At 63.5% G+C, this 24,529-nt stretch carries 22 protein-coding genes; 8 read left to right on the plus strand and 14 right to left on the minus strand.

Features of this window, described 5'->3' with window-relative positions:
• The first annotated feature begins 43 nt into the window (after positions 1–43).
• Positions 44–220, plus strand: coding sequence for a hypothetical protein (locus tag KBY97_RS05865; protein WP_255145762.1), 177 nt, complete (start codon positions 44–46; stop codon positions 218–220).
• Positions 221–235: 15 nt separating this feature from the next.
• Positions 236–1,153 (plus strand): magnesium/cobalt transporter CorA, encoded by a 918-nt coding sequence (gene corA / locus KBY97_RS05870; protein WP_255145763.1) that lies wholly within the window; start codon positions 236–238, stop codon positions 1,151–1,153.
• A gap of 15 nt (positions 1,154–1,168) precedes the next feature.
• Here corA and KBY97_RS05875 read toward each other — a convergent pair whose 3' ends face one another.
• Positions 1,169–4,078, minus strand: coding sequence for a valine--tRNA ligase (locus tag KBY97_RS05875; RefSeq protein ID WP_399217367.1), 2,910 nt, complete (start codon positions 4,076–4,078; stop codon positions 1,169–1,171).
• Positions 4,079–4,300: 222 nt separating this feature from the next.
• Between KBY97_RS05875 and KBY97_RS05880 the strand changes: the two genes are divergently transcribed.
• The 4 genes from KBY97_RS05880 (at position 4,301) to KBY97_RS05895 (ending at position 6,602) form a co-directional block, all read left to right on the plus strand.
• The gene (locus tag KBY97_RS05880; protein ID WP_255145764.1) at positions 4,301–4,678 is read left to right on the plus strand and encodes a helix-turn-helix domain-containing protein; all 378 of its coding nucleotides are present in this window, start codon (positions 4,301–4,303) and stop codon (positions 4,676–4,678) included.
• Entirely contained in the window at positions 4,675–5,940 is a 1,266-nt protein-coding gene (locus KBY97_RS05885; protein ID WP_255145765.1) for a type II toxin-antitoxin system HipA family toxin, read from the plus strand. The genes KBY97_RS05880 and KBY97_RS05885 overlap by 4 nt, the downstream gene beginning before the upstream one ends.
• A 64-nt stretch (positions 5,941–6,004) precedes the next feature.
• A complete protein-coding gene (locus KBY97_RS05890; protein ID WP_255145766.1) occupies positions 6,005–6,184 on the plus strand; it encodes a DNA-binding domain-containing protein in 180 nt (59 codons plus the stop codon).
• Positions 6,165–6,602, plus strand: coding sequence for a hypothetical protein (locus tag KBY97_RS05895; RefSeq protein WP_255145767.1), 438 nt, complete (start codon positions 6,165–6,167; stop codon positions 6,600–6,602). Before KBY97_RS05890 ends, KBY97_RS05895 begins: the two co-directional genes overlap by 20 nt.
• Positions 6,603–6,962: 360 nt before the next feature.
• On the opposite strand, the gene hsdR is transcribed toward KBY97_RS05895, so the two are convergent.
• The 4 genes from hsdR to KBY97_RS05915 all read right to left on the minus strand — a co-directional run bounded on the left by hsdR (position 6,963) and on the right by KBY97_RS05915 (position 11,299).
• Positions 6,963–9,302 (minus strand): EcoAI/FtnUII family type I restriction enzme subunit R, encoded by a 2,340-nt coding sequence (hsdR, locus tag KBY97_RS05900; protein WP_255145768.1) that lies wholly within the window; start codon positions 9,300–9,302, stop codon positions 6,963–6,965.
• A gap of 134 nt (positions 9,303–9,436) precedes the next feature.
• Positions 9,437–10,693, minus strand: a complete 1,257-nt coding sequence (locus KBY97_RS05905; RefSeq protein WP_255145769.1) for an ATP-binding protein — start codon at positions 10,691–10,693, stop codon at positions 9,437–9,439.
• 150 nt (positions 10,694–10,843) lie between these two features.
• A complete protein-coding gene (locus KBY97_RS05910) occupies positions 10,844–11,107 on the minus strand; it encodes a type II toxin-antitoxin system PemK/MazF family toxin (RefSeq protein ID WP_255145946.1) in 264 nt (87 codons plus the stop codon).
• A gap of 6 nt (positions 11,108–11,113) precedes the next feature.
• A complete protein-coding gene (locus KBY97_RS05915; RefSeq protein WP_255145770.1) occupies positions 11,114–11,299 on the minus strand; it encodes a hypothetical protein in 186 nt (61 codons plus the stop codon).
• A gap of 51 nt (positions 11,300–11,350) precedes the next feature.
• On the opposite strand from KBY97_RS05915, the gene KBY97_RS05920 reads away from it, so the two are divergent.
• Positions 11,351–11,626 (plus strand): type II toxin-antitoxin system Phd/YefM family antitoxin, encoded by a 276-nt coding sequence (locus KBY97_RS05920; RefSeq protein ID WP_399217421.1) that lies wholly within the window; start codon positions 11,351–11,353, stop codon positions 11,624–11,626.
• Entirely contained in the window at positions 11,613–11,882 is a 270-nt protein-coding gene (locus KBY97_RS05925; RefSeq protein WP_255145772.1) for a Txe/YoeB family addiction module toxin, read from the plus strand. Before KBY97_RS05920 ends, KBY97_RS05925 begins: the two co-directional genes overlap by 14 nt.
• Positions 11,883–12,012: 130 nt before the next feature.
• Here the strand turns inward: KBY97_RS05925 and KBY97_RS05930 are convergent, their stop codons facing one another.
• The 9 genes from KBY97_RS05930 to KBY97_RS05970 all read right to left on the minus strand — a co-directional run bounded on the left by KBY97_RS05930 (position 12,013) and on the right by KBY97_RS05970 (position 24,525).
• On the minus strand, positions 12,013–13,170 hold the full coding sequence (locus KBY97_RS05930; protein ID WP_255145773.1) for a restriction endonuclease subunit S: 1,158 nt from the start codon (positions 13,168–13,170) through the stop codon (positions 12,013–12,015).
• Positions 13,167–14,957, minus strand: a complete 1,791-nt coding sequence (locus KBY97_RS05935) for an N-6 DNA methylase (protein ID WP_255145774.1) — start codon at positions 14,955–14,957, stop codon at positions 13,167–13,169. The genes KBY97_RS05930 and KBY97_RS05935 overlap by 4 nt, the downstream gene beginning before the upstream one ends.
• A gap of 390 nt (positions 14,958–15,347) precedes the next feature.
• Positions 15,348–16,028 (minus strand): hypothetical protein, encoded by a 681-nt coding sequence (locus KBY97_RS05940; protein ID WP_255145775.1) that lies wholly within the window; start codon positions 16,026–16,028, stop codon positions 15,348–15,350.
• Between the two features lie 204 nt (positions 16,029–16,232).
• The gene (locus KBY97_RS05945; RefSeq protein ID WP_255145776.1) at positions 16,233–17,573 is read right to left on the minus strand and encodes a hypothetical protein; all 1,341 of its coding nucleotides are present in this window, start codon (positions 17,571–17,573) and stop codon (positions 16,233–16,235) included.
• Between the two features lie 790 nt (positions 17,574–18,363).
• Positions 18,364–19,005, minus strand: coding sequence for a 2OG-Fe(II) oxygenase (locus KBY97_RS05950; RefSeq protein WP_255145777.1), 642 nt, complete (start codon positions 19,003–19,005; stop codon positions 18,364–18,366).
• On the minus strand, positions 19,002–19,478 hold the full coding sequence (locus tag KBY97_RS05955; RefSeq protein ID WP_255145778.1) for a protein phosphatase: 477 nt from the start codon (positions 19,476–19,478) through the stop codon (positions 19,002–19,004). The genes KBY97_RS05950 and KBY97_RS05955 overlap by 4 nt, the downstream gene beginning before the upstream one ends.
• Positions 19,479–20,591: an inorganic phosphate transporter gene (locus KBY97_RS05960; RefSeq protein WP_255145947.1), complete on the minus strand. Its 1,113-nt coding sequence runs from the start codon at positions 20,589–20,591 to the stop codon at positions 19,479–19,481. It lies immediately after the preceding gene.
• Between the two features lie 15 nt (positions 20,592–20,606).
• Complete coding sequence (locus KBY97_RS05965; RefSeq protein ID WP_255145779.1) at positions 20,607–21,269, minus strand: DUF47 family protein; 663 nt, start codon at positions 21,267–21,269, stop codon at positions 20,607–20,609.
• Positions 21,270–21,339: 70 nt separating this feature from the next.
• On the minus strand, positions 21,340–24,525 hold the full coding sequence (locus tag KBY97_RS05970; RefSeq protein WP_255145780.1) for a DEAD/DEAH box helicase: 3,186 nt from the start codon (positions 24,523–24,525) through the stop codon (positions 21,340–21,342).
• Positions 24,526–24,529 lie beyond the last annotated feature (4 nt).

Below are 24,529 nucleotides of genomic sequence, written 5' to 3' on the forward strand. Positions count from 1 at the left end.
TGGCAGCGGGCACAGAATCCCCTATCAACAGCTCGGCAACAGGATGGTGAGCAGGAGCAGCCTGGGAACGAGCGGCAAGGGCAAGAGCAAGGGCAGGGCGCTCAGCGACAGCAGCGAATCTGCCTTCCAGGTGCCCGGCACCACGGTGTTCGTTGGGCGTCAGCGGCGCGAGCTGGCCAGCATCGACATCCTCCAATTCAACGCCGAGACGATCCAGTAGTGGCATCGCGCGGACATGGACACCTGCCGCGCCTGCCTCGCCGGGCCGATGATCAGCTGGATCAACGTGAACGGCATCCACGACACCGCTCTGATTGAGCAACTGGGCGATGCCTTTGATCTGCACCCGCTGACCCGCGAAGACATCGCCAACACCTCCCAACGGCCGAAGTGGGAGGAGTTCGACGGCTATGCCTTCCTGGCGATGAAGATGCTCGACAACGCGGGAGATGACCGGGGGGTGACGGTCGAGCACGTGAGCCTGATCCTCGGACCCATCTGGGTGCTCTCGTTCGTGGAGGACGAGGGCGATGTGTTTGAAAGTGTGCGCAAGCGTCTGCGCACGGCCAGCGGCCGCATCCGCAAGATGCCGGCCGACTACCTGGCCTTCTGCCTGATGGACGCCGTGGTGGACCACTACGTGCTGGCGGTGGAGCAGATCGGCGAGAGGGTGGAACTGATCGATGACGAGGTGATGAGCCACCCCAAGCCGGGCGATATCCACAAGATCCACCGCCTCAAGCAGCACATGCTCGCCCTGCGCCGGGCCGTGTGGCCGCTGCGGGAGGTGGTGGGGGCGATCGTGCGCAGCGAATCGGATCTGCTGGGCCAGCGCACCAATGTGTTCTGGCGCGATCTCTACGACCACACCGTGCAGGCGATCGACATGGTGGAAACCTCACGCGATTCCCTGGCCAGCCTGCACGACACCTACCTCTCCAGCCTCAGCAACCGCATGAACGAAGTGATGAAGGTGCTCACCGTGATCTCCACGATCTTCATCCCCCTCACGTTCCTTGCCGGTGTGTATGGCATGAACTTCAAAAACATGCCCGAGCTTGAGTGGAAAGAGGGCTATTTCCTGGTGTGGGCGGTGATGGTGTCGACCGGTGTGCTGCTGCTCCTCTATTTCCGAAAGCGCCGCTGGCTCTAAGTGAGCGCCGCTGGCTCAGTCCAGATCCGCCAGCCGCTGCCGGGCCAGGGCAGCCTGGGCTTCGGCTTCGGCCAGGTTGGCCTGGCACTCGGCCACCACCTCCGGCGGCGCCTTGCCGGCGAAGTTGGGGTTGGCCAGGCGGCCGGCCAGGCCTTTGATCTCCTTCTCGGCCTTGGCGATGTCTTTCTCCAGCCGGCCGCGCAGGGCGTCGAGATCCACCAGGCCCTCGATTGGCAGCAGCACCTGCAGCTCGCCGCTCACCGCCGCCAGGCAGCGGGCGCTCATGGGGGTGCTGCCGGCCGCGTCGGTGGTGCTGGTTTCGCGCACCTCCACCGACGCCGCCCGGGTGAGGGCGGTGATGTCGCCGCTGCCGGCGCGCAGCACGGTGGCCAGCTCCGGCCGGCCGGTGAGGAACACCACCGGCGCGGCCTGTGAGGGCTTGAGCCCCGCCACGGCGCGCAGATTGCGCACCACCCGGATCGCTTCGATCAGTTCGGCGAACTGGGCTTCCAGCGACGCATCAAGAGCGGCGGCGTCCACCGCCGGCCAGGCCTGCAGCGCCAGGAAGGTGCCTTCGGGGGCGCCGGTGAGCCCGTGCCAGAGCTCCTCGCTCAGGTGCGGCATGAGGGGGTGCAGCAGCACCAGCAGCTCGTTCAGCACCTTGGCCAGCACCTGGCGGGCCACGCGCTGATCCGCCATCACTTCAGCGCTGAGCGGCTCGCCTTCAACGGCGGGGCGGGGGTTGAGGCGCCTCTTGAGCAGCTCGATCGTCCAGTCGCACACCTCGTTCCAGGCGAACTCGTAGAGGCCCTTGGCGGCTTCGCCCAGGGCGTAGCTGGTGTAGCGCTCCGCCGTTTCGCCGTTCACCCGCGCCAGCCGCGACAGGATCCAGCGATCGGCCAGGGTCAATGCCGCCGGATCCGGCTCTCCAAGGCTGGCGGGCGTTTCGCCGCCCAGGTTGATCAGGGCGAAGCGGGTGGCGTTCCAGAGCTTGTTGGCGAAGTTGCGCGCCCCTTCCACCGTGGCCGAATTGCCGCTGGCGCGGTCGTAGTCGAGGCGGATGTCCTGGCCGGCGCCGGCCACTTCGCGCACCAGGGCGAAGCGCAGGGCATCGGCGCCGTAGCGCTCGATCAACGGCAGCGGATCGATGCCGTTGCCGGCACTCTTGCTCATCTTGCGGTTGTTCTCATCCCGCACCAGGCCATGGATCATCACGTCGCGGAAGGGGATCCAGGTGTCGCGGCCGCCCACCGGCACGCCGTCTTCCTGCAGGAAGGCACCGGCCAGCATCGTCATGCGCGCCACCCAGAAAAAGATGATGTCGAAGCCGGTGACCAGCACGCTGGTGGGATACCAGGTGGCCAGATCGGCGGCGTTCGCATCGGGCCAGCCGAGGGTGGAGAAGGGCCAGAGGCCGCTGGAGAACCAGGTGTCGAGCACGTCGGGGTCCTGCTCCAGCTGCAGCGCGCGGCCCGCCGCCCGGCTGGCGGCGCCGAACTGGGCCTCGGCCTTGGCCTGGGCCTCCTCGGCGTCGCGGGCCACCACGTAGGGGGTGGCGTCGCTGATCACACCGCCGGTTTCACTCACCACGAACCAGGCGGGAATGCGGTGGCCCCACCAGAGCTGGCGGCTGATGCACCAGTCGCGGATGTCGGTGAGCCAGTCGCGGTAGACCTTCTCCCAGCGCTGCGGCACGAAGCGCGGTTCGCCCTGATCGAGCGCGGCGCGGCAGCGGGCGGCCAGCGGCTCAGCCCGCGCGAACCACTGGGTGGAGAGCAGAGGCTCCACCGGCACCTTGCCGCGATCGGAGAAGGGCACGCTGTGGCGGTGGGGCTCCACCTTCACCAGGAACCCTTCCGCCTCCATCGCCGCCACCACCGCCGTGCGCGCCTCGAAGCGATCCAGCCCGGCGAAGCGGCCGGCGGCGGCGTTCATCGAGCCGTCCTTGGCCATCACGGTGATCAGCGGCAGGCCGTGGCGGGCCCCGATCGCGAAGTCGTTGGGGTCGTGGGCGGGGGTGACCTTGACGCAGCCGGTGCCGAAGGCCGGATCCACATGCGCATCGGCCACGATCGGGATCTGACGACCCACCAGCGGCAGGGTGATCGTGCGGCCCACCAGGGCGGCGTAGCGGGGGTCGGTGGGGTGCACGGCCACGCCGGTGTCGCCCAGCAGGGTTTCGGGGCGGGTAGTGGCCACCACCAGATGATCCAGGCCGGCGGCGTCACCAGCGGCGTCACCTGCAGCGCCCTCGGTGAGTGGATAGCGGAAGTGCCAGAGGTGCCCGTCGAGCTCCTTCATCTCCACCTCCAGATCGCTCACCGCCGATCCCGAGGCCGGGCACCAGTTCACCAGGTATTCACCCCGGTAGATCAGCCCCTGCTCGTGCAGCCGTACGAAGGCTTCCACCACCGCTTTGTTGAGGCCGGGATCGAGCGTGAAGCGCTCGCGCCGCCAATCCACCGAATAGCCGAGCCGCCGCAGCTGACCCACGATCGTGCCGCCGCTCTCGGCCTTCCAGGCCCAGGCGCGCTCAAGGAAGGCGTCGCGGCCCAGGTCGTCCTTGCTGCCGCCTTCCGCCTTGATCTGCTTCTCCAGGATCGACTGCACCGCGATCGAGGCGTGGTCGGTGCCGGGCAGGCACAGCACGTTCTTGCCCTGCAGGCGCTGGAAGCGCACGACCGTGTCGATCAGGGCCGTCTCGAAGCCGTGGCCCATGTGCAGGCTGCCGGTCACGTTCGGCGGCGGGATCACCACCGAAAACGGCTCACCGGGAGCGTTGGGGTCGGGGTGAAAGGCGCCCGCCGCCTCCCAGGCCGCCTGCCAGCGGGCTTCCGTGCCCCTGGGGTCGTAGGTCTTGGGCAGGGCCAGGGCCTCGGCGGCAGCGGCGCCATCAGGGCTGGGGGCGGCGGAGGCCTCGGTCACAGCTGGGGTCAGGGAGATCCGCCCATGCTCTCAAAGGACGGCGAGCCAAGCGGTGAGGGCGGCTTGCGGGGGCGGCCGCTACGTGAACGCGCACGCTTCCAGCTCACCGGATCTGGGGGATTACGGCGCAGGAACTGCGAGAAAGTTGCCTGCACGCAGCCGATTCCATGCAAAAGTCCGCCATTATGGACATTTGCTCTGAAGAATGTCCATAATGGCTGAATGCCAAGCAAGCCCCCGGTCGTCTTCCCGCAGGAGCAATGGCTGCTTTCCCAGTTGGGCGAGCGGCTGAGGCTCGCACGCCTGCGGCGCAAGCTGAGCAACGCCGTCGTGGCGCAGAGGGCCGGCATCTCCAGAACGTCGCTCTACAAAGTGGAGGCGGGCGACCCGGGAGCCACCTTGGGCACTTACCTGCGCGTGATGGCGGTGCTCGGGCTTGAAGCCGACTTCAATGCTTTGGCGGCAGACGACAAGGTGGGCCGCAGGTTGCAAGACCTGGTCTTCAAACCGCCCGCATCACTGGCGCGGCGCAGACAAGCCTCCGCCGATGCACCCAAGGCTCCTGGCGGCCGCATGAACGGCACGGGGAACGCATCATGAGCGGCCAGGACAACGCCGTAGAGGTCTGGCTCGACTGTGACCTGGGGCCGCCCTGCCGGGTCGGCACCCTGGCGCATGACCGTGGGCAGATCCGCTTCCACTACGAACAAGCGTGGCTCAACGACGCACGCGCGTTCTCGATCGACCCGGACCTGTCGCTGGACAAAGCACCGTTCTTTCCCAATCCCGAGTTGGGTAACTTCGGCATCTTTCTGGACTCATCCCCGGACCGTTGGGGCCAGACATTGATGAAGCGTCGCGAGGCCCTGCAAGCCAAGGACGAGAAACGCCCTCCGCGGACGCTGTACGCGTGGGACTTCCTGCTCGGAGTCCAGGACTTCACCCGGCAAGGCGGCCTGCGCTTTCGGGGGGTCGGAACGCAGGAGTTCCTGGGCAACGAGAAGATGGCCGCACCGCCCGTCACCACGCTGCGGGATCTGGAGGCGGTCGCGTATCAGCTCAGCGACCGGCGCATCGACGACCTGGACGAGCTGCGCAAGTGGTTGGCCGTGCTGGTTGCACCGGGTGCGTCCTTGGGTGGTGCACGCCCGAAAGCCAACTTTACGGACGCAGACGGTTCGCTTTGGATCGGCAAGTTCCCGGCACGAAACGACGACCGGGACGTCGGCGCCTGGGAACACGTTGTGCACGGCTTGGCGCAGAAAGCCGGCGTGGACGTGCCAGAAGCCAAGGTCGTGCGGTTGAGCAACGAGTTCCATACGTTCTGCGTGCAGCGCTTCGACCGCGCCAAGGGCATGCGGCGCTTCTATGCCTCCGCGATGACCTTGCTTCGCAAGGAGCAAAGCGAGGGCGCAAGCTATCTGGAACTGGCCCAGCTCCTTCGGACGCGAGGCGATGGTGCGCATACGAGTGCTGACCTGGAGCAGTTGTTCCGGCGCGTCACATTCAATGTGGCGATCGGCAATCGCGACGACCATCTGCGCAACCACGGATTTGTGCTGGCCGATAACGGCTGGCGTCTCGCACCTGCCTTCGACGTGAACCCCAACGTCGATGAGGCAGAACACGTCCTCAACATCGACGACTCGGACAACCGGCCGAGTCTCACAACGGTGCTATCCACCGCGCTGTTCTATGGGCTGGAGGAAGAACGCGGAGGGCAGATTGTTGAGGATGTTGTGAGTGCCATCGATGGATGGAAGCTCGCGGCAAAGAAGGCCGGCATCGCGCGTAGCGATATCGAACTCACCGGCAGCGCGTTCTCTGCGCATGCGGAGTACAGGTCAGGCTCTGCAGCTTGACGCGTCAGCCGATCGCTCGCCATCACCTGGCCGGAAGGAGGCCTTGGGGCATACAAGGGCTCCTTTGGAGATCGATCCCGTCTGTGAGCGCCTGGTGGGTGAGCCCTTCTTTGCGGCCATGGCCGGTCGCTACGCAACCGAACACGCTTCCACCTCACCGGATCTGGGGGATTACGGCGGCGAGCTACCGGCCTTTCTGCGCGCCTTCACCCCAATGGCACCGGGTGTTCAATGCCCCCGATGAGAACGGCCTCGACCTGACGGCCCTCTCCCGCGTGGCTCCAGAGCAGTGGGAACACCTGGTGTTCCAGCTGCCTCAAGCCAGCGCGCTGCTGGCCTCGGCCTATCCGGTGGACCTGATCTGGGCCGCCAACCAGCCAGACGCCACGGATCCCGAACCGATTGATCTGGATCAGGGCGGCGCGACGCTCCTTACCAGGAGGGATGGCGTGAACACGCGCATGGAGCGGCTTGACGCTGGAGCGTGGCAGCTGTTGCAGGGTTTTGCTGCCAGAACGAGCTTTGGCAAGCTCTGCAGCGAGCTGGATCCAGGCAGCAACTCACTGGAGGTGGAAGGGCAGCTGCGCGTGGATGCCGCCGTGTTGCTGCCGATGGTTGTGGCGCGCGGTTGGGTGAGTGGGTTTGAGGTGGGCTGCAGCTGATGGCTATTCGGCGGGGGGGAACCAGGGGAATGGTCTGAATGGGTGTTCCTGTGAGGGGGTAGGCAAGTACGCGAACACTCCTTCGGCCGAGCAAGAAGGAATCTCTCCACGGTCGAATGCAAAGAAACGCTCTTCAACGTTCATGAGCGAGGCTGGCGTGGCGCTTAAGCAGGATCTTAGCTCGGAAGTTCTATTCCGTTTCTTCTGTTCTTGTGTCGCTAACGCCGCGGGTTCACTGTCCGCCACGAGCTGACGGGTGGGCCATCAAGTGGGGTTACCCCGATTCGGTGGCAGGCTAGGCGCATGGTTGCGTAAGGCGCCGTCTATTCTTGATGACAGGCTTTCTGGAAGCAGAATGGATCAAACGGCACACTCGTAAAGATACCTCTGGAACCCTGAAAAGAGCTGGCCGATTTGTTCTGGCCTTCCCAGATCGGCAACGGCGTCAGCAATAGAGTTCTGGTAGCGGAGCTGCAGCAACGGTGTGAGCTTCTCCTGGGCCAGCTCCTGCACGCCCATCGTCACATAGTGCTGGAGAACAAAATCCAGGAAGAGCTGCTGCTTGCTGGTGAAGCGGGAGTGGATATAGAGGCGGGCGTTCTCTGCACGCTCCTGGCGGGGAACGGGTGGCAGGGCATAGGCCACATGGGCCAGCACATCGAACAGATCGCTGTTCTCGGCCTCAATGATCCGCTGCATCTCCGCCAGCTGATCAGCGCCAAAGCCCTTCTCCTCCAGCCCCTGCAGCAGCTTGCGGCGGGTGTCGGGCGCACTCCAGAGCTGCCGCAGCTCGGCCTCATCCTTCACGAATTCCGGCAGCTGGCCGTAGAGCAGCTCGATGAACTGCTGGGAGCTCATCGGCCGGCCATCGGGATGCCAGAAGGACGTCACCAGCATGTGCTGGATCGAGCGCTCCTTGCCATCGCCCAACTTGATGCGGGCCTTGACGGGGCGGGCCTTGGGCCCTTCTGGCTCATCATCACCCTCCTTGGGAGGATCGGGTTCGCCATCAGGAACCACAGCCTTGGGCGCGACAGGCTCAGGCTCCAACGGCTCCCCATCCCACTCCGGATCGCTGAAGTGGTGATGGGCCTTCACGAAGTCGTAGATCGTGAAGTAATCCTTGCCGTCGAACAGGCGGGTGCCACGGCCGATGATCTGCTTGAACTCGATCATCGAGTTCACGGGCCGCAGCAGCACGATGGCGCGCACATTGCGGGCATCCACGCCGGTGGAAAGCTTCTGCGACGTGGTGAGGATGGTGGGAATCGTCTTCTCGTTGTCCTGGAAGGCCCGCAGCCAGGTGTTGCCCAGTTCGCCGTCATTGGCGGTGACTCGCTGGCAGTAGTTGGGATCCGTGCTGCTCTTGAGCTGGTTGATCAGGTCGCGGATCGCCAGGGCGTGGTCTTGGGTGGCGCAGAACACGATCGCCTTCTGGCGCTGATCGATCTGAGCCATGACGATCTCGACCCGCTGGCGCTCGCGCTGCTCGATCTCGATGATGCGGTTGAAATCGGCCTCCTTGTAGAGCTTGCCGGCTTCGATCTCCCCTTCCACCACCGTGTCGTCGGGGGTGTAGACGTACTCGTCGAGGGTGGTGGTGATCTGCTTGACGCGGAAGGGGGTGAGAAAGCCGTCGTTGATGCCCTCTTTGAGCGAATAGCTATACACCGGCTCGCCGAAGTAGGCGTAGGTGTCGGTGTTGCCGGCGCGGCGGGGGGTGGCGGTGAGGCCCAGCTGCACGGCGGGGGCGAAGTACTCGAGGATGCCGCGCCAGGTGGATTCGTTGTTGGCGCCACCTCGGTGGCATTCATCGATCACGATGACATCAAAGAAATCAGGCGGGTACTGGCCGAACCAGGGAGAGGGCTTGCCGTCCACCGGCGGACCGCTCATGAAGGTCTGGAAGATGGTGAGAAACACGCTGGCGTTGGTGGGCACCCGGCCTTTCTTGCGGAGGTCATCGGGTTCGATCCGCGCCAGGGCGTTCTCCTCGAAGGTGGCGAAGGCGGTGAAATCGTTGAAGGCCTGATCGGCGAGGTTGTTGCGATCGGCCAGAAACAAGATGCGCGGCCGGCGCGTGGGTTCGCCAGAGAGATTCCAGCGGGCGGCAAACAGCTTCCAGAGGATCTGGAAGGCGATCGAGGTCTTGCCGGTGCCGGTGGCGAGCGTCAACAGGATGCGGTTCTGGCCGGAGGCGATCGCCTCCAGCACCCGCTTCACGGCGATCTCCTGGTAGAAGCGGATCTGCCAGCTACCGCCCTTGTCGGGGAAGGGGATGGCGGCGAAGCGATCACGCCAGGCGTTCTCTTCGGCGAAGGTGCGCGCCCACAACTCCTGGGGGCTGGGGAAGCCTTCGGCCTCCCCCTCCTCGCCCGAATCCATGTCGATGGCGTAGATGCCCTTGCCGTTGCTGGCGTAGGTGAAGCGCAGCTGGAGCTTGGCGGCGTACTCCTTGGCCTGGCCCACGCCTTCGGTGAGCGGCAGGGAATCGGCCTTGGCCTCCACCACCGCCAGGGCGGTGTTGCGGTAGCTGAGTACGTAATCGGCGTTGAGGCACTTGCCTCGGCGTCCGCCCCCTTCAATGCGACCAGGAGCGATCGGGAACTCGCGGCGAATGCGGCTGCCCTCCACCACGCCCCAACCGGCCGCCACCAGCAGCGGATCGATCAGCTCAGCGCGGGTTTCAGCCTCGTTCATCCGATCTGCGAGGCCACGTGATCGAGCAGATCAGCGGTCATGGAGTTTCTGGCCGGGGCAATAGCTGGAGAGGCGGGCCGTGGGCGGCGTGGGCCTAGTTTGGCGTGGGTTGCCTGGCTTTGCCTCCTGCCTGATCACGGCCCTAGCGCTCCAACAGGCACCACGCTGATGCCATCCGCCCGTCGGTAGCCATAGCCGCTGCCGCACACCACCGCCAGGAAGGCGGGTTCTCCGGTGCGGCGCGTATCGATCTGCTGGCGAAAGCGCAGCAGGCCAGCGGAGGCGACGTCCACCTGGCCCGGGCCGAGCTTGATCTCGATCGCGCCCCAACGGCCATCGCGCAGCTGCACGATCGCGTCCACCTCAACGCCGTAGTCGTCGCGGTAGTGGAACACCTCGCCTTCGAGCGCCTGGGCCAGCACCCGCAGGTCGCGGATCACCAACGACTCGAACAGCAACCCCAGCCACTCCAGATCCTTGAGCAGGCGATCGGGGCTTCCGCCGAGGGCCGCCACCGCCAGGGAGGGGTCGCAGAAGTGGCGCCGGGGTGCCTGGCGCAGGGCCGCTTTCGAACGCAGATGGGGCCGCCAGGCGACCTGGTTCTCCAGCACCATCAACCGCTCCAGGGCCTGCAGGTGATCGGCCACGGTGCGCGGGTCGAGCGGCCCATCGGCGCCGCCGGCATTGGCCGCCAGGGTGGCCAGGCTCACCTCGGTGGCCACGTTGCGGCCGAGGGAGCGCAACAGGGCCCCCAGCCGCTGGGGATCCCGCCGCCGCCCATCCACCCGCTGCACGTCCACCTGGCGCACCTGCTCCAGGTAGTCGCGGGCGGCTCGGGATGCCGCCGCCAGGGGCCGCTCCAGCTGGGCCGGCCAGCCGCCGCGGCAGACCAGCTCGGCCAGATCTGCCACTCCCAGCCCTGGATCGGCGCAGCTCGGCGGCTCCCCCTCCAGCAGCGCCGCCAGCGAGACGCCGCCGTGGCCGGCGCCACTTTCCACCAGGCTCATCGGCCGCAGCCGCAGAAACGAAAAGCGGCCCGCCCCGGTGTGGCGCTCGGCGTCATCGGCCGGCACCGCCGAACCGGTGAGCAGAAATTGCCCAGGCGCCTCGACGGCATCCACGGCCCGCCGCACCAGATTCCAGAGCGCCGGCTCCACCTGCCACTCATCCAGCAGGCGCGGCCGGGGACCCGCCAGCACCAGGGCCGGATCCACCGCCAGCGCCTGGCGGGCGGCGGTGTCCACATCCAGCAGCACCGTGGAGCCGGCCAGCTGCTGGGCCATGCGGGTCTTGCCGCAGGCTTTTGGGCCTTCGATCACCACCGCTCCGGCGGAGCCCAGGCAGGCGCGCAGCTCGCCGTCGGCGATGCGGGGGCGGTAGCCGGAGGCCATGCGGCAGCAGCCAATGCAGAAGATGCCGGAATCCTAATGCAGGAAAAATGGAGCTTCTGATGCAGGAAAAGCTGGCCGGTCGATGCAGGAAACGACGAACACAAGGTCGTGGGTCAGTTCCGTGGCCACGGTGGCTGGGCGCGGGAGCCGTCAGGGGAGCTCCAGCCAACCCCGCAGGGCCAGAACCAGATCCACGAGCACCTGGGGCTCCAGCTGCCCCACCACCTCACCCACCGCCTGGACCGGCACGGTGAAGAGTTTGTCGACCATCAGCTGGGAGGGCTTGCGCAGGCCATTGCGCCCAGAGGGCTCCACGGCGATCCGCACCAGGGGAGCCTGCCGGAGGGTGCTGGTGAGCGGGCAGAGAGTGACGCTGGGATGGGCCTGAAGCCAGCGATCCGCGACAGAGAACAGCTGGTGTCATGCGGTCCAGTCGTTCCAGTCGGGCAGCTGCTCACTCCAGTGCGGCGGCTCCACCTGGGCGAGGTGTTCCGACTGCCTTAGTGCCTCGCCAGCGTTGCCATGGCGGGCCAGATCGTGGCTGACGGCCTCGCGGATGCAGGCGCTGCGGGTTTTGCCCATCTGGCGCTCAAGCTCTGGCTCCACCCTCACACCGGGCACCTGATTATCCTGATGTACAGGCTATTGGACAACGCCATGCAGGTGGTCAGCTTTTCGGAGGCCCGGGAGAGCTTCAAGGCCGTGCTGGATCGGGTGGAGGCCGATGCGGACGTGACCCTGATTACCCGGCGGCACGCCAAGGGGGCGGTGGTGATGTCGCTCGACACGTACAACAGCCTGATGGAAACCGTGCACCTGCTGCGTTCCCCGGCCAATTCGGCCCATCTGCAGCGGTCGCTGGAGCAGGCCGGGCGTGGGGAGCTCCTCTCCCATGGGCTGATCGATCCGGATCTGGCCGATGCCGGCGATTGAGCGACTGGCCTGGACGGCTGCCGCCTGGGACGATTACCTCCACTGGCAGAGCCAGGACCGCAGGCAGTTGCGACGCATCAACCAGCTGATCCAGGCCTGCCTGCGCGATCCCTTCGATGGCATCGGCAAACCCGAGCCTCTGCGGGAAAACCTGGCTGGGTGCTGGTCGCGTCGCATCGACGAGGAACATCGCCTGGTTTACCGGTTGGATGGTGAGCTTCTTGTGATCCTGGCCTGCCGGTATCACTACCGGTAAGGCGGCACGGCGAGGTGCAAGCAGGTCGACCGTGCGTCCGGGCAGAGTGAAAACACGGCAGCCGCCATGGCAGCGTCTGAACGGGTTGGCTGGCGGAAGGCACGATGAACTGGAGGCCAAAGCCTGGAGCTCAGAGCTCGCCGTTGAACGCCTGGTGCAGGAGGGACTTCTTCAGTTCCTCCAGGGCGGCGAGTTTGCGTTCGTAGAGGCGGGTAAGGCGTTGGGTTTCTTCTCTCAAAGAATCGAGCTTCGAAACAATGCCAGATTGCAGGTGCAGTGGTGGGATTGGAACTACTCGACTCTCCATCGAGCCTTTGCTGACGTGCATCATTGTTGTCCCGGTTCCGTGAGCGAGCTTGATCTGATCAACGTCCCACTCAAGAAGATACAGAAGAAATCGCTTTTCAACGATCGTCTTCTTCGGAAGCACCTTCCAAATATGATAATGATAAATCACCTTATCTCCATCCCAGATTCGCGGACCAAAAGAAGCTGACCAGGCATAGAGCAGGTCGCCCTTATCGCAATACTTGTCTGCTTCAAGCTCAAGATCAGAATAATACCAGTCCCGATTACTGAAAAAGTTTCCAACGCGAAGAAGAGGATATGGTCCAGCGCTAAGCATCTCATCCTTCTTGTATGCTCGTCCGTTGATTAGTGTGCATACTTCGCAGAGCTCCTTCTCCACCCACCCCTCCCCCCGCTCACTGAAAACGGATTGAAGATGACTCTCAAAGATCGCGCGGGCGTTCTGGAGGTTCTGTACGGCGTTGGCTTTGGCGATGGCGAGACCCGCAAACGCTTCGTCGAGCAGGGCGACGATTCGGTGCTGTTCGGGGAGAGGGGGTAGGGGAACGGGAAACTGCGCCAGTGCTTCGCCAGTGAAGTGCTGGATACCTGCACCGTTGAAATGGTTCTTCAGCGTTCCATCGAGATCCTTCGAAAGCAAGTAATAGATGAACCACTTGTTTCGTTCAGGCTCATGAAAGCGCACGCGATGAAGCGCCTTCTGAAAGTAGATGGGTTCGTCCTGTTCCCAGATGGCTGCGCGACCCGGATAACCGCCCTCGCAAATGAGCACGTCGCCTTTGACGGCGGTGTATTTCTCCACCTCCATCGGGAGAAATGGCATTTTAAGAACGTCGGACAAATCAAAGTCGAACCATCGGACGTTGAGGTTTCGTAGATACGGTTTGGGCTCACCCTTGTTCTTCGCCTTATCCAGCATCTTGCCGAGCGAATGCTTGGCAATCTCGCTCACCTTCTTGATCTGCCAACCCTCCCTCATACCAACGCCCTGATCCTCCCCAGCACCTCCGTGCTTTTCGCATCCAGCGCCGCAATCTCGTTCATGATCTCCTGTGGACTCCGCCGCGCCACTGGCTCACCCCCGTGGGGGTTCTTCACCGACAGATCCCAGCTCTCTAGATCGATGGAGTCCACATCCACGCTCCAGCTCTTCGGCGAATCGGCAAACGACTGCTGCAACTCCACGAACTCCGCCAGGTCGCGGTCGTTAAGCGGTTTAGTTTTGCCCATGTTGCGGCCGGGATCGAGCTGGTAGAACCACACCTTGCGGGTGGGCGCACCCTTCTCGAAGAACAGCACCACCGTTTTCACCCCCGCCCCCTGGAAGGTGCCGGCGGGGCAGTCGAGCACCGTGTGCAGGTTGCAGTCGGACAGCAGCTTCTGGCGCAGGGCCACCGAGGCGTTGTCGGTGTTGGAGAGAAACGTGTTCTTGATCACCACACCGGCGCGGCCGCCGGCCCGCAGCAGGCGGATGAAGTGCTGCAGAAACAAAAACGCCGTTTCGCCGGTACGGATCTCGAAGTTCTGCTGCACCTCCTTGCGTTCGCTGCCGCCGAACGGTGGGTTGGCGAGGATCACATCGAAGCGGTCGCGCTCCTGCACATCGCTGAGGTTTTCGGTGAGGGTGTTGGTGTGCAGCACCTTGGGCGCCTCGATGCCATGGAGGATCATGTTCATGATCGCGATCACATAGGCGAGGCTCTTTTTCTCCTTGCCGGTGAAGGTGCGGTTCTGCAGCGTGTCCAGATCGGCGGTGCTGAGTTCGGCCCCTGTGGATCCGCCCTTGCGCATGAATTCGAACGCTTCGCACAGGAAGCCGGCGGAACCCACGGCTGGGTCGTAGACCGACTCACCGATCTGCGGGTTCACCACCTGCACAATCGCTCGGATCAGCGGCCGGGGCGTGTAGTACTCACCGCCGTTGCGGCCGGCGTTGCCCATGCGCTTGATTTTCTCCTCATAGAGCATCGAGAGTTCGTGCTTCTCGGCCTGGGAGCGCAAGCGCAGGCCATCGAGCCCATCGATGATTTCGCGCAGGTTGTAGCCGCTGGAGATCTTGTTGCGCAGTTCGCCGAAGATCTCGCCGATCTTGTATTCGATCGTGTTCGGCCCGCTGGCGCTCTGCTTGAAGCGCTCCAGGTAGGGGAACAGGCGCACGTTCACGAAATCGCGCAGGTCGTCGCCGGTGAGGGATGCGTGGTGATCCAGCTGGCCGCTGGCGTTCTTCGGCGCCGCCCAGCGGCTCCAGCGGTAGGGCTCCTCCAGGATCGGGCTGTAGGCGCGGCCCTCCAGGGCGGCCACGGCGGCCCGGTCGTCTTCGAGCCCGTCGAGATACTTGAGGAACAGCAGCCAGGAGGTCTGCTCGGTGTAGTCGAGCTCGGTGCCGCAGCCGGCCTCCTTGCGCAGGCAGTCGTCGATGGCGCGGAACGCCTGCTCGAAGGAACTGGGGGCCGAGGCGGCGCGGGAACCGTTGGGGGCGCGAGTGCGGGGGGCGCGGCTGGCGGCTTGGCCGTTGCCGAAGGCTTCCACAGCCGACCCATCCGCCAGGGCCACCGAGCCACCTCGGCCTCGACCGGGCGCGATCAGTCGGCGGCTCAGCAGATCCGCCTTCACCGCTTCGTAGGTGGACTCGTCCCACTCCAAGGTTTCCCGCAGGCGGCCGTTGCCGGCTGAGCCGCCCAGGGCAGCGAGCGCACCGAGGAACTCGTCGGTGAGGTCGTCGACGGAGTTGGGTGTGGTGAGGTCAGGGGCTGAGGCGGTGGTCAAGGAGGGGTGGGGGTGGTGTAGTTAAGGATGGCAGAGGGGATTAAATATATGCGATGCATGACGATAATCTTTCGAAGAGGCGGCCTGCCGAATCTCTCGTGCAAATCGTATCAGAATTAGGGCAATCACTTGAAGAAGATTTCTAGTTTACGAGCAACAGAACCACGTTTCAAGCAGAAAGAAGTCTTCTGTAGGTCACTTAGATATGGCTCTCGCCAATTCTGGATCACTATCACAACATCCAGCATCATCTAAATCAGCAAGCTAAAAGTCCATCGTATGTAATGAGCCAAGGCGCTGTTCTTTGCTGCGCAGAATCAGTTGATATGATATAGCCACCCCGTAGATGTGCCCGTAAAGCACCATCGAATATTCCGTGACTAGCATTGATTACGCAAGCGCTTCATTTAATAGGTTGCTATAGTATTTAATCGCCCTAGTAAATAGCTTGAAGTCATCAAAGGAAAGACCAGCTGGGGCGTTAGGGGCGTCGCCTGCGTGAAGATATTTCTTAAAATGAAGTATGTCAGTCTCTTTGATTTTTGAAAAGGCGCGAACCGCCTTTTCGCTTGTCTCTTGCGTTCGATGTGAGCTAGCAATTCTAAGATGCCTGTAATACTCGATTAGGCGATACTCTGGAGCCGCAACAAGCCTAGACTTTATAGAGGAGGAAAGATTATGTTCAAGTTGCTGCATTGGCGCAAGGTCCTTGCCTCCCACTTTCTTTTCCCATCCTTCGACCCGGTATAAGATACAATGTTGTTTGATTGCTTCTTTAAGCGCGGCCTCAAAGGCTGCATGAGTGAGGATAATAAATGAGTGGTATGCTACACTTCTCATTGTGCTAAAGTGATAAGTGCCGTGTGGAACTTGGAAATCTTGATAAAGAGACTTAAGAAATTCATCTGCACTTGATCTAGTATTTCTAGCGGTATCTTCAAGAAAGCGCTGAGAAACTTCTTGTAGCTGGATACATGCGTCTTGATCTCCGAGATCCTTAAAGAGAGTTTGAAAGGATGGAAGGAACTGTTTTGAAGTTACGTACCCGGGGAATGGCGGCAATTTTGACATGTCCATAATTGAAACCCAGTTTTAGCTCCTAAGTAGGTCTAGAGAACAGTCCAGTGAGTACATTCAGCTAAGATGGAGAGATGATTCCATCGCCGAGGGTGGCTCCAATTACAAGGTTACCAAGACGCCACTCAGCAGAGCTACCGCATTAGCACATTGAAAGCAGCAGAAGATACTCATTTCGTATTGATCATGATGATCAAGTCAGTCACCTGCATCCTGGATTACTGAAGGGGGAACATGCTCTACGCGATATTCGTTATCATCTGATTCAATGATTCCAGATGCTTCATCGGCAAGAGGCTCAATAGCAACTGCCTCTGCACTTGTTGCAAACTCTTCATCAAAGACTGCTTTATATGCTGTCAAAAACACTTCGGATTCTCTAAACCTCTTGAATAAAGGCCAGTCCCTGTAGCAGTTCGATGATATTGATCCACTCTTTCCAATTCGTTCCATAATCGCCTGGGCGTCACTAAATCTATCTGTTAGTACAGCATTGGCAAGCTGGAAGTTGTCAGATTTAGCCGACCAATCAATTTGATCTAGAATCTCCTTGCATTGCCTCTCATCTCCATTCCATTTGTAAGCTTGCGCGCGATTAATCAGAAAGGAGAGTTTTGAGGCTTCGTTTGAGTATTTCTTTATTTCTTCAAAGGCAAAATCCAACAGACATATTGCAAGATTGTAGCGCCCTTGGTCAATTAGATCATATGTAAGATCGTTAAGGTTTTTATCGGCTCTCTCCCTATCGCTCGGGAAAAGTTTTCTCCACAATACGTGGCCCAATTTTGTGCCAATTTCAAAGATGCATTCATGAGCTTCGTGGAAGTATTTTGCAGAAACCCATAATGTAATGCCTTCATCAAAGGATGCGTCGATCTTGCATCCATGCTTTGTGCAGGCAGATAGATATTGCGAAGATATGATGCCATCTGTATGAACGAACAAATTTCTACGTTCTGTCAGCTCAATGAACGCAGGCCAACACTTCAAGTCCTTTGCAAGTGGTAGCTTAAATGCGTTTTCCATCCATTTAAACTGATCTGCATGGCTCGAACGAAGAATTGATTCTACTTCCTTCTCCAAGATGAGATCCCGGGCGTTGTCAATGCTTGCTAGGCCGGCAATATCTTCAAACGAAAGCTTTCTCTCTGAATTGTTTAAGATCTCAGGCTTTCCAATAAAAAGAGCTCTCAGGAGTCTTCCAAGATATGCATCGTACTGGGAAACGAGAGAAACAATTAAACTTCTTGGCAGCAATTTGCTGGCAAGTGCAAAATCCTCGTGTTTTCGTGCAAGCTTTTTCCACTTATTAAGCTTTAGATAAGGTACCGTAACCGTTCGCTCGCTTTCAGCTTCTTCTATCTTGCAATGAAGGTCTTCAAACTTCTTTAGCTCTTCAAACGTACTTTTTGTCATTCCTTGAACGGCAATAACCATGCCTGGAAGTACATGGCCAATTGAGTCGATATGCTTGATAAAAAGGTCAATCTCTTGTGAGATGCCAGGTTCATCCTGTTCGAGGCTTAACGAATAGGTCATTGTTTGATGACAGCCGCCAGGCCATTGCATTTATCTACAGGCAATCTATCACCTGCAATGACGAATGGCAACATGCTCAAAACTGCAATTTCGTGATTCTGCAGCCCGCATGCCCTCCGCCTCTATTTGTCAAGGGCCAATGAAGCATAAATGTCATAAACGTCCTTGAATCTCTGCATTCGCAACTGACACACTGATAGCCAATGCCTATCTCCGCCACCGCCCCCACCCCCGAACCGTTCCCCCTGAACCAGTCCCCCCGTCCCGCCGATGCCAAGGTACTGTCGGCATAACCCCCCCCTGCACCTCACCTCACTCCCCAAGGGGAAGACAAGCCGCTGGTACCCAATGCTGACCTGCGGTCGGAGCACTGGTTGCTGTGGGCCCTGAAGCTCAACCACGCGGAAGCCTTGGCCCGGCTCGGTGTTTAGCTCCTTGAAGGGCCCCGAGGGGGCTGTGCCATGGCTGAACTGATGCGATCCCAAGTCTCATGCTGCTGAGGGCGAACTCGCTCCAGTTGCATCTCCCGGCGATCAAATAGTCAGGTTGGGGGCAACGGTTCTGCCCTTGGATGCGAATGCGCCATAGGATCTTATGCGGATCCGTGGATAGCCTATTCGCCGTAATCTATCTGGAATGCTGGGCCCAGTCTCTGCGTGGTTAGTTCCATGCAAAATGGCTGATCGGAAGCGCAAAGTTCTACTGACACTGGGGCCGAAGGCCTGGGGCTATCGGGTCGTACCACTCCACGGGCCATGCCCATTCCAAAGCCTTCCCATCCCCCCGCCCCTCAGCCGGCCGCCAGCCGAGCGATGTAATCCTCCCGCCGGCCAGCGTTGATCCAGCCCGTAGCGATCGTCTTGCTGTGCTCGTGGCTCACCCGGCCGCGGTGGATGTGGGAGATGCCTGCCGGGAAGATTGCCAGGGTGCCTTTCACGGCTTCCACGTGGTGGTCTTGCCAGTGGAATTCGGTGCCGCCGTCGGGCACGTCGTTGCAGTAGAGGATCCAGGCCAGCAGGCGGCGGATCGGCTCGGTGGCTTCTTCGCTGGTGGTCCAGTCGCAGTGCCAGGCGTGGAAGGCTTCGCCGGGGGCGTAGCGCTGCAGGTTGAAGATCGGCAACACGAACAGCGACTGCTCTGGCGCGCACTGGCGCAGCAGCGGACGCTCCTGCAGGTAGCGCTCCAGCCCGGCGTTCACGCCGCGCACGATCACCTCAGCCAGGGCGAAGGCCTCCGGATCGCTGCGGTCGATCGCCACCAGGCTGATGTCGGTCGACACCTTGGCGGGTGTGGCGGGCGCACCGCCGCCGGCTTCCGGTTCGCCGAAGGCGACGCCACGCCGTTGCAGGTCGGTGCGGCGTTCGTAGAAGGCGCAGATGCCGTCGGCGAGTGCCGCATAGCCGGCGTTGCGGTAAGTGCCGATCAGGTTCATGAGTGGGCAGCCTCGCTGGCTTGGGCCCAGGGCACGGCCACCAGACCCTCCAGCTGCTTCCAGCCGGCTGGATCCGCTACCACCCGCTCGCTGAGCCCGACGCGGGCCAGCGCTTCGGCTACCCGCTCGGGTGGCAGCGCCACGGAGGGGTGCAGCGGCAGCACCACCACCTGGCTGTCGGCCGGATCGGCCAGCAGGCGCAGCTCCAGGTCCTCCAATGTGCGCTCGAAGAAGGTCTGCCGCAGCCGGCGGGCCAGGGCCGGCTCCAGCGCCGCCGCGAACTGGCGCAGGCCCTCGTCGTCGCCGCTGCAGCCGCAGCTGAGTGCCAGCCAGATCATCAATTTGGCCCAGCTTTCGGTGGTCCACAGCGGCGGAAAGCTGTTGCGGTGCTGGCGCACCAGCTCGTCGATGGCGAACTGAAACAACGCCGCCTGCAGCACTGCGGGATCGGACGCCGTGGGAGGGGCTGACATTCAGAGCGCAGCGGGACCTGCCGCCAACACTGCCACCGCCAGCGGCCGGCTCGCCTGGTACACCTCCTGGCCGAACACGTTCTGCACCACGAACAGCAGCACGAAGCCGATCACCGCTGCGATCAAGGGCGTGGTGATCCAGCCGGAGGCGATGCCGCCCAGCACCCCCCAGCGGATCTGGCGCACCCCCTTCATGCCCTGCAGCAGGCCGATGCCCAGCACCGAGCCGATCACCGCCTGCGATCCCGACACCGGCAGCAGCGGAATCGTGGGCAGCCCCCAGCCCGCCAGCAGGCTCTCCAGCGCCGTGGAGGAAAACAGAAACAGAACCAGCGAGTGCGACACCACCACCACCAGCGCCGCCAGGGGCGAGAGGGTCAGCAGGCTGTCACCCACGGTCATCATCACGCGGCGGGAATAGGTGTACACACCCACCGCCACGGCGATGGCGCCGATCAGAAACAGCTGCTCCACCGACGACACCTCAAACGGCCCGAGATTGAGATCACGGAACGGTGAGGCCTCCACGAAGAAACCCATCACATTGCCGATGCCGTTGGCGCCGAGCGCATAGGAGCCGAAGATCCCCGCCAGCAGCAGGCCGCTGCGGGTGTTGCGATCCAGCGAGAGCAGGTGGGGCTTGGTGAGGCTGATCCACGCCACCAGCAGCTTGTAGAGCAGCATCGCGAAGATCGCCCCGAGCACCGGCGACACCACCCAGGTGGCCGCGATCCGCCCCAATGTGCCCAGGTCGGTGGGGGAGCCGCTGAACAGGTTCCAGCCGATGATCGAGCCCACCACCGCCTGGCCGGTGGAGGCCGGCAGCCCCACGGCGCTCATCCAGGCCACCGTGAGCGCGGCGGCCAGGGCGGCGGTGAACGCCCCCGGCAGCGCATTGATCGCGCCCAGCTGGCTGAGCCCCTCGGCGGCGCCGCTGCCGCTCGTCACCGCCCCGATGATCAGGAACGTGCTGCAGAGAAAGGCGGCGGTGGGGAAGCGGACCATCCGCGTGGCCACGGCGGTGCCGAAGGCGTTGGAGGCGTCGTTCGCGCCCATCGACCAGCCCAGGAACAGGCCGCTGGAGAGAAAGATGAGCGTGACGATCAGGGCCATGGTCAAGGCGGCGGCTCAGAGGGATCGCTTGATCGCGAAGATGGAAAGGTCGTCGCCGATGTTCTCCGCCTTGTCGGCCAGGGCATCGAGCATGGCCGCGGTTTCCCGCAGCAGCGTGCGTTGCTCGAAGCACAGATCGGCGGCCACGATCCGGCGTTTGATGCGGCTGGCGAGTTTGTCGGTTTCGTCCTCGAACACCCGCACCTCGTTGATGTGCTCGCGCACCGCCGCCGGCGTACGGAAGAAGGTGCGTGCCGCCACCAGCACGGCCTGCACGCTGCGGATCGCCATTGCCGTGAGCTCGGCGAAATCCGCGCCGAACTCTGGCAGCCGCTGGGGCTGCACGATCATCAGCTCCTCGAAGTCGTCGCCCATGTCATCGAGCAGGGCGAACAGGCTGCCGAGCAGCCGCAGCACATCGCCGCGGGCATCAGGCAGCAGCATCTCGGTGTAGAGCATGGTCACGATCGTGCGGCGCAGTTCGCTGCAACGCCGCTTGATCTCGATCAGCTGGTGCAGCTTCTCCAGGCAGATCTCCTCTCCTTCCTGGCCGCAGAGGTAGGCCTTGAGGCCCAGCTCCCCCACGATCACCCCTTCGGTGATCTTGTCGAGGAACTCATCGATCAGGCCCTCCAGGAAGCGGGTCTTGCCGAACAGCGGTGGAGTTTCATTCGCCACCAGTCGCCTTCTCCCCGATCCAGCCGTCTTGGCACCGTACCCGGTGGCGGCCGGGCCGGACTGTGACGCTTCAGTCCTCCAGCGCCACCAGGTCGCGCAGCTGGCCGGGGTCGAGCCCACCGAGCCATTCCTCGCCGCTGCCGATGATGTCTTCGGCCAGGCGGGCCTTCTCGCGGATCATGCGGTCGATCTTTTCCTCCACCGAGCCGCTGGTGATGAACTTGTGCACCATCACCCGGTTGGTCTGGCCGATGCGGTAGGCGCGGTCGGTGGCCTGGTTCTCCACCGCCGGGTTCCACCAACGGTCGATGTGGAACACATGGCTGGCGCGCGTGAGGTTGAGGCCCACCCCACCGGCCTTCAGCGACAGCAAAAACAGCTGCGGGCCGCGCGGATCCTCCTGGAAGCGGTCGACCATCGCCTGCCGCTCGCTCTTGCTGCTGCTGCCATACAGGAACGGCACCTCCTGGCGGAAGCGCTGCTGCAGGTGGGCCTGCAGCAGGTGGCCCCATTCGGCGAACTGGGTGAACAGCAGCGCCCGGTCGCCTGCGTCGATCACCTCCTCCACGATCTCGTCGAGGCGTTGCAGCTTGGCGGAGCGGCTGGCGAAGCCGTTGCCCACACCCGTTTCCTTCAGCGCCAGCGCTGGGTGGTTGCAGATCTGCTTCAGCTTGGTGAGCAGCGCCAGCACCTGGCCGTGCTTCTGGCCCAGCGGCGCGCGGGCGATGGCATCGAGGCTGTCGTCCACCGTCTTGCGGTAGAGCGTCACCTGCTCGGGCGAGAGCCCCACCCATTCGTTCAGCTCCACCTTCTCGGGCAGGTCGGAGATGATCGATTTATCGGTTTTCAGGCGCCGCAGGATGAACGGCCCCACGCGCGCCTTGAGGTCGCGCAGGGAGGCGGTGTCGCCATAGCGCTCGATCGGCAGCCGGTAGCGCTGGCGGAAGAATTCCTCCTCGCCCAGCACGCGCGGGTTGAGGAAATCCATCAGCGCCCACAGCTCACTCACCCGGTTCTCCACCGGCGTGCCGGTGAGGGCGATCCGAAAACGGCCCTCACGGCTCTGCTTGCCCGCCCGCGCCAGATCCCGCGCCGACTGGCTCTGCTTCGAGCTGGGGTTCTTGATCGCCTGCGCCTCATCGATCACCATCCCCTGCCAGTCGATCGCCGCCAGCAGTTCGTTGTCGCGTTGCAGCAGGCCGTAGCTGGTGAGCAGCAGATCCACCCCCTTGAGCGCCTTCTTCAGGGCGGCGTCGGTGGCGGGACGGCGCGGACCGTAGTGCTCGCGCACCTCCAGTTCCGGGGTGAAGGCCGCCGCCTCCCGCTTCCAGTTGGTGAGCACGGAGGTGGGTGCCACCAGCAGCACCGGCCGCTTCAGCTCCTGCTCCGCCTTGAGGTGCTGCAGGAAGGCCAGCAGCTGGATCGTCTTGCCCAGGCCCATGTCGTCGGCCAGGCAGGCGCCCTGATCGAAGCGGTGCAGGAAGGCGAGCCAGCCCAGGCCCCTTTCCTGATACGGGCGCAGCTGGCCGGCGAAGCCTTCCGGGGCCGGCAGCGGATCGGGCGCCTTCTGCTGGTGGTATTGCTCCAGCACCGCCTGCAGCCGGGGCCCCGCCGTGAAGCGGTGCACCGGCAGCCGCTGCAGCGTTTCCCCTTCGTTGCCCGTCACCCGCAGGGCGTCGTCGAGGCTGAGCGGTGGATCGAGGGCGCAGAACTTCTCGGCGTTGCGCAGATCGCCAGGCCGCAGCTCGATCCAGGCCCCCTTGTGCTGCACCAGCGGGCTGCGCTTGCCCGCCAGGCGCTCCAGATCGCGCAGGCTCAAGGTGACGCCGCCGATCATCAGCTCCCAGCGCCAATCCAGCGATTCGCCCAGGCTGAAACCGCGCGAGCTGGGCGGCAGTTCCGCTTCGATCGAGAGCCCCAGGCGGCTGGCCAGGCCGCCGCTCAGGCTCGGCGGCAGCACCACGCCCACACCCACGTCGCGCAGGCGGGCGGCGGCGGTGCGCACCAGCACGAACGCTTCGGCGGGGGTCAGCGCCATCTGCTCCGGCGTGGCGGTGTCGAGGCCGCGCTCGATCGGCTCGAACACCTGCAGCGCCCGGCCCATGCCCTCCAGCAGCAGCTCGCCGGGTTGCTGCACGGCGATCTCGCCCAGCTGCACGGTGCCGGCTCCGGCGGCCCACACGGCCGAGGCGGCCAGCTTCAGGCTTGGATCGGCTTCCCCCTGCAGGCTGAAGCGCAGCGGCCAGAGCTCCTCGCCTTCCGCCGGGATCTCCAGCTCCAGGCAGGTGTGGGCCGGCGCCACGCGCCCGGCCACCGCTTCCCGCCAGTGGTGGGTGGCGGTGGCGAGCCGTTCCGCGTCCTCCGCCGACAGATCGAGCCGCCCATCGCCGGGGCCCAGCGCCCGCTGCCAGGCCGCCAGCAGCGGATCCAGCCCTTCGGTGGCCGGCACGAAGCTCTCGCGCAGCTGGCCATCGAGTAGGTCGGCGAGGATCGCCACCACCCGCAACCGGCCCGATCCCGGCCGCCAGCAGGCCAGCGGCGCGGCGCCATTGCTGAGGCCCAGGCCGCCGCCAGCACTCCCGCCACCGCCAGGGCCGTTGCCGGAGGGGGCCAGCGCCGCTACCGCCACCTGGGGCAGCTGCGCGGCCAGATCTTCCAGCCGCCGGCGATCTTCTTCCCGGTTGAGCAGCGGCACCCAGCGGGCCCGGCCGCCCGCGGCGCCGGCGCTGGGCTCCACCTGGGGCAGCCAGCGGCCGCGGGCGATCAGGCTCAGCGCCCAGCGCTGCAGGTGGCTCCACCAGCGCAGTTCATCGGCCAGATCGGGGTGATGGCCGGACAGGGGCAGCTGCCCCAGCCAGTCGGCGGCGGCGGCGGGCTTGAGCCAGAGGCCCTCCACCTGCCACGGCCACCAGCTCAGCGCTTTCGGGATCGGTTCACCGGCCTGCAGGGGCAGGCCGCTCCAGGGGCCGCTGGCGCTGCTCTTGCTGCCGCGGGCGCTCTGGCTGCGGCTCGGCAGGGTGAGCGTGGCGACGGCGGGGCGGAAGGCCTCCGACCACAGCTCGTGCTCCTCCAGCCAGGCGCCCAGGTCGTCCTGGTCGAGGCTGAGCGGATGGGGCTCCGGCGTGCGTTTCGGTGCCACCGGCGCCGCCACCCGCCAGGTGTCGGCCCAGATCAGCAGACCGGGCCGGTCGAAGCTGCCCACCGTCGCCCCTGCGGCGATACCGGAAGTCAGCCAGGTGGCATGCAGCAGGCTCATGGCC

Origin of the sequence: Synechococcus sp. ATX 2A4 (assembly GCF_024346375.1) — a bacterium.
In the GTDB taxonomy this organism is placed as follows: domain Bacteria; phylum Cyanobacteriota; class Cyanobacteriia; order PCC-6307; family Cyanobiaceae; genus MW101C3.